13 protein-coding genes are annotated in these 15,408 nt (G+C 68.9%); 6 read left to right on the top strand and 7 right to left on the bottom strand.

The window, feature by feature from the left end; genetic code table 11:
- Positions 1 to 171: 171 nt before the first annotated feature.
- The 7 genes from V6B97_RS06660 to V6B97_RS06630 all read right to left on the bottom strand — a co-directional run bounded on the left by V6B97_RS06660 (position 172) and on the right by V6B97_RS06630 (position 8,083).
- Positions 172 to 1,056, bottom strand: coding sequence for an Lcl C-terminal domain-containing protein (locus V6B97_RS06660; protein WP_333505712.1), 885 nt, complete (start codon positions 1,054 to 1,056; stop codon positions 172 to 174).
- Positions 1,057 to 1,166: 110 nt separating this feature from the next.
- Positions 1,167 to 2,648: a DNA repair protein RadA gene (gene radA, locus V6B97_RS06655; protein WP_333505711.1), complete on the bottom strand. Its 1,482-nt coding sequence runs from the start codon at positions 2,646 to 2,648 to the stop codon at positions 1,167 to 1,169.
- Positions 2,649 to 2,657: 9 nt separating this feature from the next.
- Positions 2,658 to 3,623 (bottom strand): DUF3426 domain-containing protein, encoded by a 966-nt coding sequence (locus V6B97_RS06650; protein WP_333505710.1) that lies wholly within the window; start codon positions 3,621 to 3,623, stop codon positions 2,658 to 2,660.
- Positions 3,624 to 3,692: 69 nt separating this feature from the next.
- Positions 3,693 to 4,232 carry a hypoxanthine phosphoribosyltransferase gene (hpt, locus tag V6B97_RS06645; RefSeq protein WP_333505709.1) on the bottom strand — a complete coding sequence of 180 codons (540 nt, stop codon included), beginning with the start codon at positions 4,230 to 4,232 and terminating at the stop codon, positions 3,693 to 3,695.
- Between the two features lie 172 nt (positions 4,233 to 4,404).
- On the bottom strand, positions 4,405 to 4,872 hold the full coding sequence (locus V6B97_RS06640) for an N-acetyltransferase (RefSeq protein ID WP_333505708.1): 468 nt from the start codon (positions 4,870 to 4,872) through the stop codon (positions 4,405 to 4,407).
- On the bottom strand, positions 4,873 to 5,355 hold the full coding sequence (locus V6B97_RS06635; RefSeq protein ID WP_333505707.1) for a TlpA family protein disulfide reductase: 483 nt from the start codon (positions 5,353 to 5,355) through the stop codon (positions 4,873 to 4,875).
- Positions 5,356 to 5,629: 274 nt separating this feature from the next.
- Positions 5,630 to 8,083, bottom strand: a complete 2,454-nt coding sequence (locus V6B97_RS06630) for a homocysteine S-methyltransferase family protein (RefSeq protein ID WP_333505706.1) — start codon at positions 8,081 to 8,083, stop codon at positions 5,630 to 5,632.
- 276 nt (positions 8,084 to 8,359) lie between these two features.
- On the opposite strand from V6B97_RS06630, the gene V6B97_RS06625 reads away from it, so the two are divergent.
- From V6B97_RS06625 to cysS, 6 genes are all read left to right on the top strand, one after another.
- Entirely contained in the window at positions 8,360 to 9,808 is a 1,449-nt protein-coding gene (locus tag V6B97_RS06625; RefSeq protein ID WP_333505705.1) for a sigma-70 family RNA polymerase sigma factor, read from the top strand.
- Between the two features lie 36 nt (positions 9,809 to 9,844).
- Positions 9,845 to 11,656, top strand: coding sequence for a tetratricopeptide repeat protein (locus V6B97_RS06620; protein ID WP_333505704.1), 1,812 nt, complete (start codon positions 9,845 to 9,847; stop codon positions 11,654 to 11,656).
- Positions 11,656 to 12,555 (top strand): hypothetical protein, encoded by a 900-nt coding sequence (locus V6B97_RS06615; protein ID WP_333505703.1) that lies wholly within the window; start codon positions 11,656 to 11,658, stop codon positions 12,553 to 12,555. The genes V6B97_RS06620 and V6B97_RS06615 overlap by 1 nt, the downstream gene beginning before the upstream one ends.
- Positions 12,556 to 12,756: 201 nt before the next feature.
- Complete coding sequence (locus V6B97_RS06610) at positions 12,757 to 13,164, top strand: hypothetical protein (RefSeq protein ID WP_333505702.1); 408 nt, start codon at positions 12,757 to 12,759, stop codon at positions 13,162 to 13,164.
- Positions 13,165 to 13,378: 214 nt separating this feature from the next.
- On the top strand, positions 13,379 to 13,831 hold the full coding sequence (gene rpiB, locus V6B97_RS06605; RefSeq protein WP_333505732.1) for a ribose 5-phosphate isomerase B: 453 nt from the start codon (positions 13,379 to 13,381) through the stop codon (positions 13,829 to 13,831).
- A gap of 117 nt (positions 13,832 to 13,948) precedes the next feature.
- Positions 13,949 to 15,406 (top strand): cysteine--tRNA ligase, encoded by a 1,458-nt coding sequence (gene cysS, locus V6B97_RS06600; protein ID WP_333505701.1) that lies wholly within the window; start codon positions 13,949 to 13,951, stop codon positions 15,404 to 15,406.
- Positions 15,407 to 15,408: the final 2 nt, after the last annotated feature.

Raw genomic sequence — 15,408 nt, 5'->3', positions numbered from 1 at the left:
CGGCAGGTAAACCACGATACCGCAGCCCCCATCGGGTTTAAAGTATAAAATGGGGGACGTTCCCGCGAGGAAACGCCCCGTTCCGGCTTCCGGCGTCCCGTGCCCGGACGGTTCCGGGTTCCGGGCGAAACGGGGAGCAGCCTCGCGGGACAGATAGTTGGGAGGCAGTGGTCAGCGCGCGTCGCGGACGGGCCAGACATGAAACCCGGCGTCCGGCTTGAAGCCTACCCCGACCATGCCGTCCTGCATGTACAGCGCCCATGCGTAGCGGGTTTCATAGACGCTGGTCGTGGACGACCAGTACACGTCCCGCACCTGCCTGAAAGGGTGCCCGTCGGGCAGGGCCGGGGAATCCTCCGCCAGGTCGATCAGGCTTTCCAGTTCCCGGATGTTGGGCACGCGCCAATCGGACGCGCCCCATTCCCCCCGGCGGTTCCACCCGTTCACGAAATCAAGGGCTTCCTGCCAGGCAAGCGCATGCCCCGCCGGAGCCGCGTCCAGCGCCCAGCCAAGGCCGGTGAGCGTATCCAGCGCCCAACCCTCCCGGGCAACGAATCTCTCGCCGCCGGTTTCCGGCGACGCGGCCCCGTCCGGCGGACCGCCCGGCGGACAATCCGGCAGGCAGACCGGCCAGACAAGGGCCGCATCCTGCCGGTTGGCGCGCGCCACCCGTGCCCCGCCAAGGTGGACATGCCAGACCTGGTCCGGAATGCGGTGGCAGGCGTCGGCCGTCCAGTAGTAGCCGGAGAAGACATTCCGAAAGGGGTGCCCCTGCGGCAGGGCGGGATGTACGGTCTGGTGGCTCAGCAGGGAGAACAGCAGGCGTCGCGGCGGCAGTCGCCAGTTGCGGTGGCCGTGTTCGGCGCGCGACGCCATGGCGAGGACATGTTCCCCGGCTTCCTTCCACGTGAGCGGGAACCCCGCCGGGTTGGCGTCCAGGGTCCAGAGAGCGCCGGACAGGGTATCGAGGACGGTTTCTCCGCGAACCTGAAAACGTTCCCCGCGAGCAGCCAGCTTGCCGCGGGAAGCGTCCTGCCCGCTTCCGGCGCATGGCATCCGGGCTCCATCCGCGCCGTAGCAGTGCAACTGGTCTGTTTGCAGGGGAAAAAAAACGCCATGGCAGGCCCTTGGCCGGTGAATGCGCGCGCCATGCATGCCGGAGGCCCCTAGACGTCCCGGTCCCCGGCCTCGGCATCCCCATTGCCGGGCGCACTGTCGCCGGGCTGCCCGGATCGCTCGGATCGCTCGGACGGCGGGGATGACGCGGACGGCGGGGCCGGGTTGGCGTACGCGGGACGCCGGGCGCGCCGGAACAGCGCGTCCTGCAGGGCGGCCACGGTGGGCACGCCGCGCGCGGCATCGTCGGCGGGATGGAGAAGGGGGGTGTAGCCCAACCTGCGGGCCTGGTCGCGGCGGATGGAATGGGCGGCCACGGGACGGACCTGACCATTGAGATCGACCTCGCCCCAGAACACCGCCCGCTCGGGCAGCGGCAGGTCGTAGAACGACGACAGCACGGCGGCCACCAGCCCCAGGTCCATGCCGGGGTCCTGCAACTTCATGCCGCCGCCGATCTTGGCGTAGATGTCCACCTGCCCGAAGTTGAGGCGCAGCCGCTTTTCCAGCACCGCCAGCAGCAGGTGCAGCCGGTTGACGTCGAAGCCGAGGCCGGTGCGGCGCGGAATGGCCAGGTAGCTGCGGGTGACCAGGGCCTGCACTTCCACCGCCAGCGGGCGCTGCCCGTCCACGGCCATGACCAGCGCGGTGCCCGACAGGGCCGGGTCGCGCGCGCCCAGAAAGAAGGTGGAAGGGTCCTCCACCACTTCCATGCCCTGCTCCGCCATGCGGAAGACCAGCAGTTCCTGGTTGGGGCCGAAGCGGTTCTTGAGCACCCGCAGCAGGCGGAACATCTGCCGCCGGTCGCCCTCGATGGAGATGACCGTGTCCACCAGGTGTTCCAGCAGGCGCGGGCCCGCCAGCGCCCCGTCCTTGGTCACGTGGCCCACCAGCAGCACGGTGGTGCCGCTGCGCTTGCAGGCCTCCACGATCTCCGTGGCCACGGCGCGCACCTGGCTGACGTTGCCGGGCAGGCCCTCGGCCCGGTCGGAACTGACGGTCTGCACGGAATCGACGATGAGCAGGGCCGGGGCCGTGGGGCCTTCGAGATGAGGCAGCACGTCGTCCAGCCGGGTGGTGGCCACGGCCATCAGGTCGTCGTGCAGCACGTCCAGTCGGGCGGCGCGGGACTTCAACTGGGGCAGCGATTCCTCGCCGGAAAGGTACAGCACCCCGCGCCCGGCGGCGGCCACGGCTCCGGCCACCTGCAACAGCAGCGTGGACTTGCCGATGCCCGGCTCGCCCCCCACCAGGATGGCCGCCCCCGGCACCAGCCCTTGGCCCAACACGCGGTCCAGGGCATCCAGGCCGCTGCCGAAGGGTTCCGCGCCGTGGTCGGCCACGTCCTTGAGCGATTGCGCCCTGCCCCTCGGTCCGGCGGCGGACGCGCCGGGGCGCGCCCCGGCCTTGCCCTCGCGCGGGGCCACGGTCAGTTCAAGGGTGTTCCATTCCTTGCAGGCGGGGCACTGGCCGCGCCATTGCGGCGCGCGCGCCCCGCAGGCGGTGCAGACGTAGGTTTCGCGCAGCTTCACGGGCTCACGCTACTTGCTTTCGGGCGGGGTGCGCGCCTCCACCACCTTGACGCCGAATTCGGCCACGGAGGCGGGCGGATTGTAGAACACCACCATGAACGGCACTTCGCCGCCGGGCGGCACGTTGGTGTTGTTGGTGAGGATTTCGATCTTGTTGTTCAGGGCCGTTTCCAGTTCCTGCTCGCCCAGCACCTGCAACTGGAACAGCGACACGGTGACCCCGCACAACTGCTGCTTGGCGACCACGGCGGCGCCCGCGGCGTCGTACAGCGAAGCCTCGATCTTGATCAGTTCACGCGGCGAGGCGAAGTTGTTCACCACCTTGCCCTCGATCACCGCCACCTGGCCCACCTTCTCGTTGTTCACGTAATACTGGCGGTAGTTGCGCAGGGCGATGTTCTTGATCTGCTCGGTGCCGTTGACCACCGGCGGGGGCGTTTCCACGGGCTTCTCGCCGGGCCAGATGCCGGTAAGGCGCAGGGTGACGGCCACCCCCACGGCCAGCAGCACGGCCACGAACCCGGCGATGACCGGCCAGCCGTACTTCTTGGGCGGCACGGCGGGCGGGGCGTCGTCCAGGTTGTAGCCCTTCATGGAGCCGATGATGTCGCTGACGTCGGGGCCGTCGTCGTCCGCGCGCCCGCGCTTGCGCGCGGCGAGATCGGCGTCCGGATTGGCGGCGACGTCGAAGGGACCGTGGTCCAGTTCCGCGCCGTTGCCAGACGTGTTGCCCGACGTGTTGCCGGTCGTGGCGCCGGGCATGTCGACGGGCGGCGACGCCGGGGCGTCACCCAGGCCGCCCAGCCCGGCGTTCCCCATCACCGCGTCGAAATCGGGCGCGCCGTCGGAAGGCGGCGTGGCCGACTCGATGGGAAAGACGGACTTGCACAGGGTGCACTTCAGCTTCGCACCGGGGCGGGCGCGATCGTCGGGAAGGTTGTACTTGGTCGAGCAACTGGGGCAGATGACGATCATCGGGCACCTCGGACGTGGGGTCTCGGCAAATGACCGGGGCGCGACGTCGGGCTGGCGGCGTTGCCCACCCTACGCGTCCCCGGGTTCGATGGCGGCTTCGTAAATGCCGGGAAGTTCGCGGTAGCGTTCGGCATAGTCGAGGCCATACCCTACAATGAAGCCACCGGGCAACGCAAACCCCGCGAAGTCCACGCGCACGGGCACGGCGCGGCGCTCCTGCTTGTCCACCAGGGCGGCCAGGCGCAGGCTCTTGGCCCCGCGCGCCGCAAGCTGGCGGAACAGGAAGTCCACGGTATGGCCGGTGTCCACGATGTCTTCCACCAGCAGCACGTGCTTGCCCTGCAGGGGCACCTCCACGTCCTTGGTGAAGCTGACGGTGCCGCAGGTGGCGGTGGCCGAGCCGTAGCTGGCCACGCGCACGAAGTCGAGTTCCGGCCGCATGTCCAGGTGCCGCACCAGGTCGGCGAAGAACATGAACGCCCCCTTCAGCACGCAGACCACCACCAGTTCCTCGCCCGCGTACAGGCGGTTGATCTCCCGGCCCATCTCGGCCACGCGCGCGGCAATGGCCTGCGCGTCGTACACCACCTTCAGTTCCTTGATCTTCATTGTCGTCCGGCCTCCGGGCCAGTGTATCGTGATGATGCCGGGCTCGTCGCGGAATGCGCGGCGCGCCCGGCCCGTGGGGTCGTCAGGTCATGTGGCGGATGGCGGCGACTGGCGGCGACTGTCCGCAACCGGCGACGAACGCCGGGGGACGGCCCGTGGCGCGCCTTGCCCGTTACATCTCCAGCAGCACCGCCGTCTCGTCGCAATCCGGAAACTTGGGACAGTGGATGCAGTCCGCCCAGATCTTCTGGGGCAGCACGTCCTTTTCCACCACCCGGAACCCAAGCCGCAGGAAGAAATCCACCTGATAGGTCAGGGCGAACACCCGGAAGATGCCCAGGGTCACGGCGTCGCTCAGGCAGGCGTCCACCAGCTTGCGCCCCCAGCCCTTGCCGCGCAGGTCGTCGGCCACCACCAGAGAACGCACCTCGGCGATGTCGTCCCAGGCGATGGACAGGGCGCAGCAGCCCACCGGCGGGCCGCCGTCGTCGGGGTCGATGACCAGGAAGTCGCGCAGGTGGCTGTACAGCTGGTTCAGCGAACGCGGCAGCAGCAGCCCCTGGCCGGAGGTGTGCATGAGCAGGCCGTGGATGGCCTTGACGTCCTGCACGCGGGCCTTGCGGATGTAAGGCTGGCCCATCTACTTGCCCCCCAGCAGGGTGTCCACGAACTTGCCCAGTTCGTCGGCTTCGACGAGGCCCACGTGGTTGGCCACCAGCTTGCCCTGGCGGTCGTAGACCAGCAGTTGCGGGATGGAGGACACGTTGAAGAACCGCTGCAACTCCTCCTTGCCCTTCCACACCGGGTAGTTGAACGGCGTGCGGGACATGAAGTCCGCCAGTTGCCGGGGGTTGTCGTCCAGCGAGACGCCGTACAGGGCCACCTTGTCCTCGGGGTAGCGGGCGCGCACGCTGATCAGGCCGGGGATTTCCTCCAGGCAGGGCGGGCACCACGAGGCAAAGAAGTTGACGATGACCACCTTGCCCTTGGCGGCGGTGACGCGGCGCAGCAATTCGCCGGAGCCCATCTCTTCCACCGTCGTGGCGGGGGGGGCGGCAACGGCCGCGCCGCACAGGGCGATGAGCACCAGCGGCAGGAGGACGAGCGATTTCAGGCGTTTCATCAAAAAGCCTCCGATGGGATGGAACCACTACGCCCGGAGCGCCATGGGCAGCGGCCCACGGCAGTTCCGGCGTCCGCCACGGGGGCGGAGCGCATTCTTACCGCCGAACGCGCGCCGGGGCAACCGGCGCGGCCGGGACGGTCGCGCGGTCGTCCGGTCGCGTGGATAAGGTCGCGCGCAAAGGAAAGGGAACGAATGCCGGAACGGCGAAACCGCCGGGCATGCCGGTGAAAAGGGACAGAACGCAGGACCGCGCAGGACAGAGAGGAACGCCCTACTGCACCGTGAGCAGTTCCTTGGCCACGCGCACGGCCTCCACGGCGTCGGCGGAATAGCCGTCCGCGCCGATGGCCTCGGCATAGGCGGGGGTGACCACCGCGCCGCCCACCATGACCTTGACGGGCAGGCCGCGTTCGCGCACCAGGCGCACGGTGTCCTCCATGCGCACCATGGTGGTGGTCATCAGGGCCGAAAGCCCGATCACCCGCGCCCCGTGGCGCTCGGCGGCCTCCACGATGTCGGCGGCCTTCACGTCCTTGCCCAGGTCCACCACGTCGAAGCCGTGGTTGCCCAGCATCAGGGTGACGATGTTCTTGCCGATGTCGTGGATGTCGCCTTCCACCGTGGCCATGATGATCACCGGGCGGGTGTCCTGGCCCCGCTGGGCTTCAAGCAACGGTTGAAGTTTGCGGAAGGCGTGCTGCATGGTCTCGGCCGAGCGGATGAGCTGCGGCAGGAAGTATTCGCGCCGCTCGTAGCGGCGGCCCACCTCGGTGATGCCGGGAATCAGCCTGTCCTGCACCAGCGAGAACGGGTCGGCCCCCTCGGTCAGGGCGCGCTCCACCAGGGCCAGCGCTCCTTCGCGGTCGCCCCGGATGACGGCCTCTTCCAGCGTGGCGGCCTTGGCCTTCACGCCGCTGCCCCCCCCGCCGGTACCGCCTGCCACGCCGGGAACGGTACCGGTGGCGTCACCCCCCGGCATCCAGCCGGAATAGCCCCCGATGAACGCCTCGGCGTTGGCGTCCAGCCCCAGCAGCACGCTGGAGGCGGCCACCGCCTCGCGGATGCGCGCGTTGCCGGGGTGGGCGATGCACGAGGACAGCCCCGCGCCCGCCGCCATGGCCAGGAAGGTGGAATTCAGCAGTTCGCGCGCGGGCAGGCCGAACGAGATGTTGGACAGCCCGATGGTGGTAGGCAGCCCCTGCGCCGCGCACCAGCGGATGGTGTCCAGGCAGTGGCGCGCGGCCTCTGCCTTGGACGACACGGCCAGGGCCAGCACGTCCACCATGACCAGGCGGCGCGGGATGCGCAGGCCGTCGGCCTGGGCCAGCAATTCCTCGATGATGGCGATGCGCTCGGCCGCCGTCACCGGCAGCTTGCGCCCCTTGAGCGGCAGCAGGATGAACGGCGCGCCGTGGTCGCGGCACAGCGGCCCCAGGTGTTCCATGCGGCCGGGTTCGCCGCTGATGGAGTTGACCAGCGGCGAGCCGGGATGGAACGGCAGGGCCGCCGCGATGGCGTCGGCGTTGGACGAATCCAGCGACAGCGGCAGCGAATGGCGGGCCACCAGGCGTTCCACCAGCGCGGGCAGCAGCACCGCCTCGTCCACCATGGGCGCGCCCACGTTGACGTCCAGCAGCGGCGCTCCCGCCTCCACCTGCTCGTCGGCGAAGCGCAGGGCTTGGGCGAATTCGCCCGCCTGCAGTTCCGCCGTCAGCAGTTTCTTGCCGGTGGGGTTGATGCGCTCGCCGATGATGCGGATGGGGCTGCCCGCCCCGATGTGCACGGCCTGGGCGCGGGTGGTCAGCACGATGCCGTCGCGCCGGGCCGGGTCGGGGACGAGCCCGCCGGACAGGCCATCCAGCGCGCCGCGCAGGGCGGCGATGTGGTCGGGCGTGGTGCCGCAGCAGCCGCCCAGCAGGCGCGCGCCCGCGGCGGCGAAGCGCGCGGTGTGCCGGGCGAAGTCGTCCGGCCCCAGGCGGAACACGGTGCGGCCGTCCACCAGTTCCGGCAGGCCCGCGTTGGGCTCCACCAGCACCGGCACGTCCGAAAGGGCCAGCAGTTCGTCCACCACCTCGACCATTTGCTCCGGCCCGGCGCTGCAATTGGTGGCAATGAGGTCCACGCCCATGTTCAGCATGGAGTGCACGAACACCTCGGGCCGCGAACCGGTAAGGCTCACCCCGTTCTCGAAGGTCATGGAGACGCCCACGGGCAGGCAGCATTCGGCGCGCACGGCCAGCACGATGGCCCGTGCCTCGGCCAGGTCGAACTGGGTCTCGGCCAGGATCAGGTCCACCCCGCCCTGCACCAGCCCCCGGATCTGGGCGCGGAAGGCGGCCACCAGTTCGGCGGGGTCCAGGTCGCCCAGGGGACGCATGAAGTGGCCGGACGGCCCCACGCTGCCCGCCACGAAAGCCTCGCGGCCGCTGGCGGCCACCGCCTCGCGGGCGGCGCGGGCCATGGCGCGGTTGAACTCCACCACGTCGGGCGCGCCGGGGCCGGCGCCCAGCTTGTAGACGCAGCCCCCGAAGGTGTTGGTGGTCAGCACGTCGGCCCCGGCGCGCAGGTAGTCGGCATGGATGCCCACCAGCACGTCGGGCCGGGCCAGGCAGAAAAGTTCGGGGCTCACGCCGGGCGGCAGACCGCGCGACTGCAACATGGTGCCCATGCCGCCATCGAAGACCAGGCGACGGCCGGAGCGAAGCGCTTGACGAAAATCTGGCACAGCCTGTACTCCTGAAACTTGGCTCGTCGGCGACCAGGTGACCCCGGGCCGTGAATGTCCGGTGGACCGTGAATGCCCGGCGGACCGCGAGTGTTCCGAAAACGTGCCCGCACCGGCGCGCGGCGCCGCGCGGGAAGCCCTGTGTACCGGAAAGCCTTGTAAAGGACAAACAAAAATCATACCATCCATGCCCGTACGGCCCCCGTCAAGCACTTTGGGACCCCGCTACACGACGCACGAACCGGCGCGGCCCGTGCCGCGCCTTGACCGGATACCATGACCGATACCCCGAAAACGCCGCGCCGCGCCCCGCGCACGCGCGGCGCCAAAGCCTCCGGGCTCGCAGAGACGCCCGGCGCAACGCCCGAAGTGCCCGAGGTGCCCAGGGTGCCCGAGGTGCTTGACGCCGAGGTGGTGCTCGACCCGCAGCCGGAAAGTACCGGCACGGCCCGCGCCAAGGCCGCCCCCGGAAAGCCCGCGCCGCGCAAGTCCGCCACCGGCAAGGCGGGGCGTACCCGCCGCGCCGTCGCCGCCGACGGCGACGATGCCCCGGATTCCACGGTTTCTCCGGCTTCCCCGGATTCCCCGGATTCCGTAGTCGTGACCGGCGAAGCCCCCGACGACCCCAACGAGCCGGACGACGCCGACGAAAGCTCCGACGACGAACTGGACATCGACTTCGACGGCGCCAGCGACGACGCCATCGACGTGGACCTGCTGCACGGCGACGACGAGCCCTCCCGCGACCGCCGCCACGCCCCGGGCGCCCATGACGATGCCCATGACGACGCCCACGGCGAGACCCACGACGAGGGCGAAGGCCGCCGCCGCTCCCTGCCCGTGCTGCGCCCGGCCATGCCCGGTGCCTCCACGCGCGATTCCCTGCACCTGTACCTGCGCGAGATCAGCCGCTTTCCCCTGCTGAAGCCCGACGAGGAATTCGACCTCGCCCGCCGCGTGCAGGAACAGGGCGACAGCGACGCCGCCTTCCGCCTGGTCACCTCGCACCTGCGCCTGGTGGTCAAGATCGCCATGGACTTCCAGCGCCGCTGGATGCAGAATGTTCTGGATCTGATCCAGGAAGGCAACGTGGGCCTGATGCGCGCGGTGAACAAGTTCGACCCGGAAAAGGGCATCAAGTTCTCGTACTACGCCGCGTTCTGGATCAAGGCCTACATCCTCAAGTTCATCATGGACAACTGGAGGATGGTCAAGATCGGCACCACCCAGGCCCAGCGCAAGCTGTTCTACAACCTCAACAAGGAACGCCAGCGCCTGATCTCGCAGGGCTACGATCCCGACGCCGCCACGCTTTCGGAAAAGCTCAACGTGACCGTGGAGCAGGTCGTCGAGATGGAGCAGCGGCTGGATTCGTCGGACATGTCGCTGGACATCACCGTGGGCGAGGACTCCGGCGGGGCCACCCGCATGGACTTTTTGCCCGCGCTGGGCCCCGGCATCGAGGAAACGCTGGCCAACAGCGAAATCGCGCGCATGGTGCAGGACAGGGTGCAGACCATCCTGCCGAAGCTGTCGGACAAGGAGGCGTACATCCTCCAGCACCGGCTGCTTTCGGAACAGCCCGTCACCCTGCGCGAGATCGGCGAGAAGTACGACATCACCCGGGAACGCGTCCGCCAGATAGAAGCGCGCCTGCTGCAAAAGCTGCGCGACCATCTGTTCAAGGAAATCCGCGACTTCTCCTCGGACTGGATATCACAGTAGCCGCCCGGCCCGGTCAGGCCGTTGCACGAGCCCTCCATGCCATCCATCCTTCGCATCGCCCCCGCCCGGAACGCCGCAGCCCCGCTGGCGGCCAGCCGGGTGTCGCGCCGCACCGCGTCCGGTCCAACATCCGCCCCAACATCCGGCCGGCCGCGCATCGGGTCGCTTGCCCGCGCCGCCGTGCTGCTGGCGGCGGTCTGTCTCGCCACCGGCGTCACGGGCTGCGCCACCCGCCAGGCCACGTCGGAACAGCCCGCCGCCCCCGTGGAATGGCGCCTGACGCCGGAGGCGGCCACCACCTACTACTATCTGCTGCTGGAACAGGCGGCCCGCACCGGCAACCTGCACGACGCCATGACCGCCATCGAACAACTGGTGGCGCTGGATCCGTCGCCCAGGGTGTTCACCGACGGCGGCTCGTTCCTGCTTTCGCGCAAGGAGCCCACCCTGGCCCGGCAAGTGTTGCAGGAAGGGGCGACGCGCTATCCCGACGACCTGGACATCACCCTGCTGCTGGTGGAAACCTATCTTGAGGAAAACCGCACCGGCGACGCGCTGTACACCCTGCGCAGCTTCGTCAACGCCCATGGCGACGACGAGCAGGCCCGCCAGGAACTGGCCCTGCTGCTGGTGAAGACCCGCAATTTCGCCGAGGCGGACAAGCTGCTTTCCGGCATCTCCGAGCGCAACCGCACCCCGGTGCTGCGCTACTACCACGCCCGGGCCCTGGTGGGGCTGAACCGCCATTCCGAGGCGCTGGGGCAGTTGCGCAAGGCCGTCAAGGCCGCGCCGGACTTCCTGGAAGCCTGGGCGGAACTGGCCTTCATCTACGAACTGCGCAAGGACTACGTGGAGGCCGAGCGCACCTACGAGCAGATCATCACCCTGGACGAAAGCAACCAGGACGTGTGGCTGCGGCTCATCGCCATCAGCCTGAAGCTGAACAATCCCGCCAAGGCCTACGAACTGGCCCGGCAGGGGCCGGAGACCTTCGGCTTCCTGCTCACGGCGGCCACCCTGTTCCTTGAGGAGAAGTTCTACGAACAGGCCGACGCCCTGCTCACGGTGGTCAAGGACACTCCCGGCGCGCCCGAGGAAGTGTACTTCTACCTGGCCGTGCTGTCCTTCGAGGGCAAGCGCGATCCGGCCGGGGCCATCCGCTGGCTCTCAGAGATCACCCCGTCCAACAAGTACCACGACCGGTCCCTGCGCCTGAAAAGCCAGCTGCTGTTCGAAACCGGCGACCTCACCGGGGCGCTGGCCACGCTGAAGGAAGGACAGAAGATCTACCCCGGCCAGAAGGAATTCTGGCAGATGGAAGCCCAGTTGTACCTGAACAGCGACAAGCCGGAAGAAGCCCTGGCCGTCATGGACGAGGCGCGCAGGTTCTGGCCCGACGACGCCGAAATCGCCTTCATGCGCGGCATCATCCTGGACGAGCGGGGCATGAAGGACGAGGCGTTCACGGTGATGGAACAGGTCATCGCCGAGCATCCGCGCCACGCCCAGGCCCTGAACTACGTGGGCTACACCCTGGCCGAACAGGGCCGCGACCTGGACCGGGCGCTGGAACTCATCCAGCGCGCCCTTGAAGAGTCGCCCGACAGTACCTACATCATCGATTCGCTGGCCTGGGCGCACTACCGCCGGGGCGAACTGAACGAGGCGTGGCAGGCCATCGGCCGCGCCGTGGAACTGGGCGCCAGCGACCCCACCATCTGGGAACACTACGGCGACATCGCCGCCGCCATCGGCAAGAAGGCGGAAGCGCGCAAGGGCTACCGCAAGGCCCTGGAAATGTCGCCCGCCAACGCGGCGGACATCGCCGCCAAGCTCAAGAAGCTGTAATGCATTCATCCTTCCGGTTTTCTCCCGCATCCAACGCGATCAACGCAATCAGGGCGCACGGCAATGCCGTGCGCCGTCGCGTGCTGCCCCTGCTGGCCCTGGCCGCCCTTGTCATGACCGCACTGCTTCAGGGCTGCGCCCCGCGCGTGGCCCCCGGCGTGCCCGCCCCGGCGGACCAGGCCGACGCCGCATGGCACGCCTACCGCAGTTGGGCTCAGACCAACGACGCCGACGCCGGCCCCTTCCGGCTCAACGCCAGCCTGCGCTACAAGACCGGCGAGAACGACGGCAACCGCGTGGTGGCCCTGCTGTGGTCCAACGGCGAGGTGCCGCTGCGGCTGGACATCATGGCCGGCATCGGGGCCACCGTGGCCCGCATCCGCGAGGACGACACCACCTTCCTCGCCTACGCCCCCAACGAGCACCGCGCCTACTACCACAGCGGCGACCTGAACCGCGGGGGGCGCGCCCTGCTCTCGTTCGGCGTGCCGGTGCCCTTTTCCGTGCCGGACCTGGCCAACCTGCTCAACGGCCGGTTCGACCGGGTGTTCGACGACGACCGTGCCGACGCACGACTTGTGGCCGACGGGGGAATCGCCTACACTCTGCCGCGCGGCAGGGTTCGCGGAATGCTTGAACTTTCTCCCGAAGGCCTGCCCCGCCGCTGGACCGATACGGCCCCCGGCGAGAAGCAGGCCGGGTGGGACATGCGCATCGACTACGACGAGGCCGTGCCCCCCCTGCCCCGCAAGATCACCATCACCCATGCCAAAGGGTATTCCGCCATCCTGCTCGTGAAGGAGCGGGAGCGGCCGCAGCCCTTCACCGGCGAACAACTGGGGCTCGAACTGCCCGAAGGCACCGAGGTGTTGCCGCTACGCGAGGGCACGCGGCGCTAGGGGCTGTTTCCAAATCGTCCTTTTTCCCGTTGGCTGCGTCAAACTTCACCTGCCATATCGGTCGAATACGATAAGAGTATACTCCCTCATGGCAGGCTCGTTTTCCTTGCCAACGGACAAAAATTCCTGATTTGGAAACTGCCCCTAACATCCAGTCAACACTGCACGTCACGCAGGCACCACAACGCGACGGAGACGCTCATGACCGCGCCCGATACCCAGACCTCCTTCTCCCTTTCCGCCGTGCTGTCCAACCTCAAGGTGGGGCTGTGCGTGCTGCGCGGCGAACTGGGCCGCATGGCCTCGGGCGTGCTGCGCTGCGTGGAGGCGCGCCAGTTGCGCCGCCGCATGGATGACGAGCACGCCGCCCTCGGCCGCCGCGTGGCGGAACTGCTGGATGCGGACGGCCCGGCTTCCGGCGGATTGACCGATGACGCCCGCATACGCGGACTGGCCGATGACGCTCGCGTCCGCGAGTTGGCCGAGCGCGCCGCCTTCCTGCGCGACGAACTGGCCCGCCACGCCGCCGGGGCCGAGGCCGACCGCGAACGCCACCTGGCCCGCATGGCCCGATGTTGCGGCCCGAATTGCACGGCCGGCAAGGACTGACCGGGCAGGCTCCCCACGTCTCCTTCCGGGGCAGCCGCCGTCTTGACAAGTGGGCTCCGGAACATCACAGTCCCTGCGCCGACCGGCCTCGCGCCGCCTTTTCCGGACGCACGGACGGCACACCGTTTCCACGGCACGCACCGCGCCCCACCATGGGCGCACACCCCGCATTTCCGCCAGCATGCAGCGAGGGAATCCCATGTCCGCATCTGTCATGTCCGCACCCGTCATCATCGGCTCCGACCACGCCGGGCTCGCCCTGAAGCAGGTCATCGTGGCCCACCTCAAGGCCACCGGCCGCCAGGTGGAAGACCTTGGCCCCCAGACCGCCGAAAGCTGCGACTACCCGCTCTATGCCGCCAGGGTGACCGAACGGGTGCTGGCCAGCGGCGGGTTCGGCATCCTGGTCTGCGGCACCGGCATCGGCATGTCCATGGCCGCCAACCGCTTTCCCGGCATCCGCGCCGCGCTGTGCACCTGCGAATTCCACGCCCGCGCCACCCGCCGGCACAACGACGCCAACGTACTGTGCCTTGGGGAACGGGTGACCGGCCCCGGCGTGGCCATGGGCCTCGTGGACGTATTCCTGGACACGGCCTTTGAAGGCGGCCGCCACCAGCGCCGCATCGACCAGTTCGACGGCCCGGCCTGCACCGACGGCTGCTAGACGGAGCATCGGCCTTGCAAGCCGAACGCCTGCGGCACGTTCCTTCATGCGCCCGCCCACCGCGCCGGGCGCGCTCCGCCCGCTGACGCACCACACCGCATTCCCACGGGAGCATCAATGCAACTGTACAATACCCTGACCCGCAAAAAGGAACATTTCGAGCCCGCCGTGCCCGGCAAGGTCAACATGTACGTCTGCGGCATCACCGCGTACGACCTGTGCCACATCGGCCATGCCCGCTCCGCCGTGGTGTTCGACGTGCTGGTGCGCTACCTGCGCCACACCGGCCTCGACGTCACCTTCGCGCGCAACTTCACCGACGTGGACGACAAGATCATCACCCGCGCCAACCAGGAAGGCCTTACCAGCCAGGAGGTTGCGGAAAAGTACATCGCCACCTTCTACGAGGACATGGACCGCCTGAACGTGCTGCGGGCGGACCTTGAACCCCGCGCCACCACCCACATCGAAGAGATGATCGCCCTGTGCGTGCGGCTCATCGAGCAGGGCAAGGCCTACGCCACCCCCTCGGGCGACGTGTACTTCCGCGTGCGCGCCTTTCCCGGCTACGGCAAGCTCTCCGGCCGCGACGTGGACGACCTGCGCTCCGGCGCGCGCGTGGCCCCCGGCGAGGAAAAGGAAGACCCCCTGGACTTCGCCCTGTGGAAGGCGGCCAAGCCCGGCGAACCCTACTGGGAAAGCCCGTGGGGCCACGGCCGCCCCGGCTGGCACATCGAGTGCTCGGCCATGAGCGAAAAGCACCTGCCCCTGCCCCTGGACATCCACGGCGGCGGGCAGGACCTGGTCTTCCCCCACCACGAGAACGAGATCGCCCAGACCGAGGCGGCCCTGGGCAAGGACTTCGTGCGCTACTGGGTGCACAACGGCTTCGTGCAGGTGAACGCCGAAAAGATGTCCAAGTCGCTCGGCAACTTCCGCACCATCCGCGACATCCTGGAAAACTACCTGCCGGAAACCCTGCGCTACTTCCTGCTCACCAAGCACTACCGCAGCCCCATCGACTTCACCTTCGAGTCCATGGACGAGGCGGAAAAGAACCTCAAGCGCATCTACGAGGCGCTTGGCCTGCTGCACGCGGAACTCGAACGCGAAAAGTGGACGCCCGGCCCCCTGCCCAGGGACGTGACCGAGGAATTCGAAGGGCTGCGCCAGGCCTTCGCCGACGCCATGGAAGACGACATGAACACCGCCGCCGCCCTGGGCCACGTGTTCACCATGGTCCGCCTGGCCAACCGCATCCTGGACAACAAGGGCCAGCGCAAGACCGAAGGCGCGCGCGCCTTCTTCCGCGCCGTGCTGGACGAGGCCGCCGTGTGGTCCGCCGTGCTGGGCGTGTTCGGCCGCGAGCCCGCCGGGTTCCTGGCGGAACTGCGCGCCTGCCGCGTGGCCCGCAGGGGCATCGACCCGGCCAGGGTGGACGAACTGTTGCAGGCCCGCATCGCCGCCCGCGCCGACAAGGACTTCGCCCGCGCCGACGCCATCCGCGACGAGATCGCCGCCCTCGGCATAGAGGTGCGCGACACGCCTTCCGGCGCGGTGTGGGACGTGCTATGATC

The sequence above is a fragment of the Nitratidesulfovibrio sp. 1201_IL3209 genome (assembly GCF_036763125.1).
Taxonomy (GTDB): Bacteria; Desulfobacterota; Desulfovibrionia; order Desulfovibrionales; family Desulfovibrionaceae; genus Cupidesulfovibrio.
The sequence above is the reverse complement of the archived record's forward strand: the minus strand, read 5'-3'. Positions and strand labels throughout refer to the sequence as shown.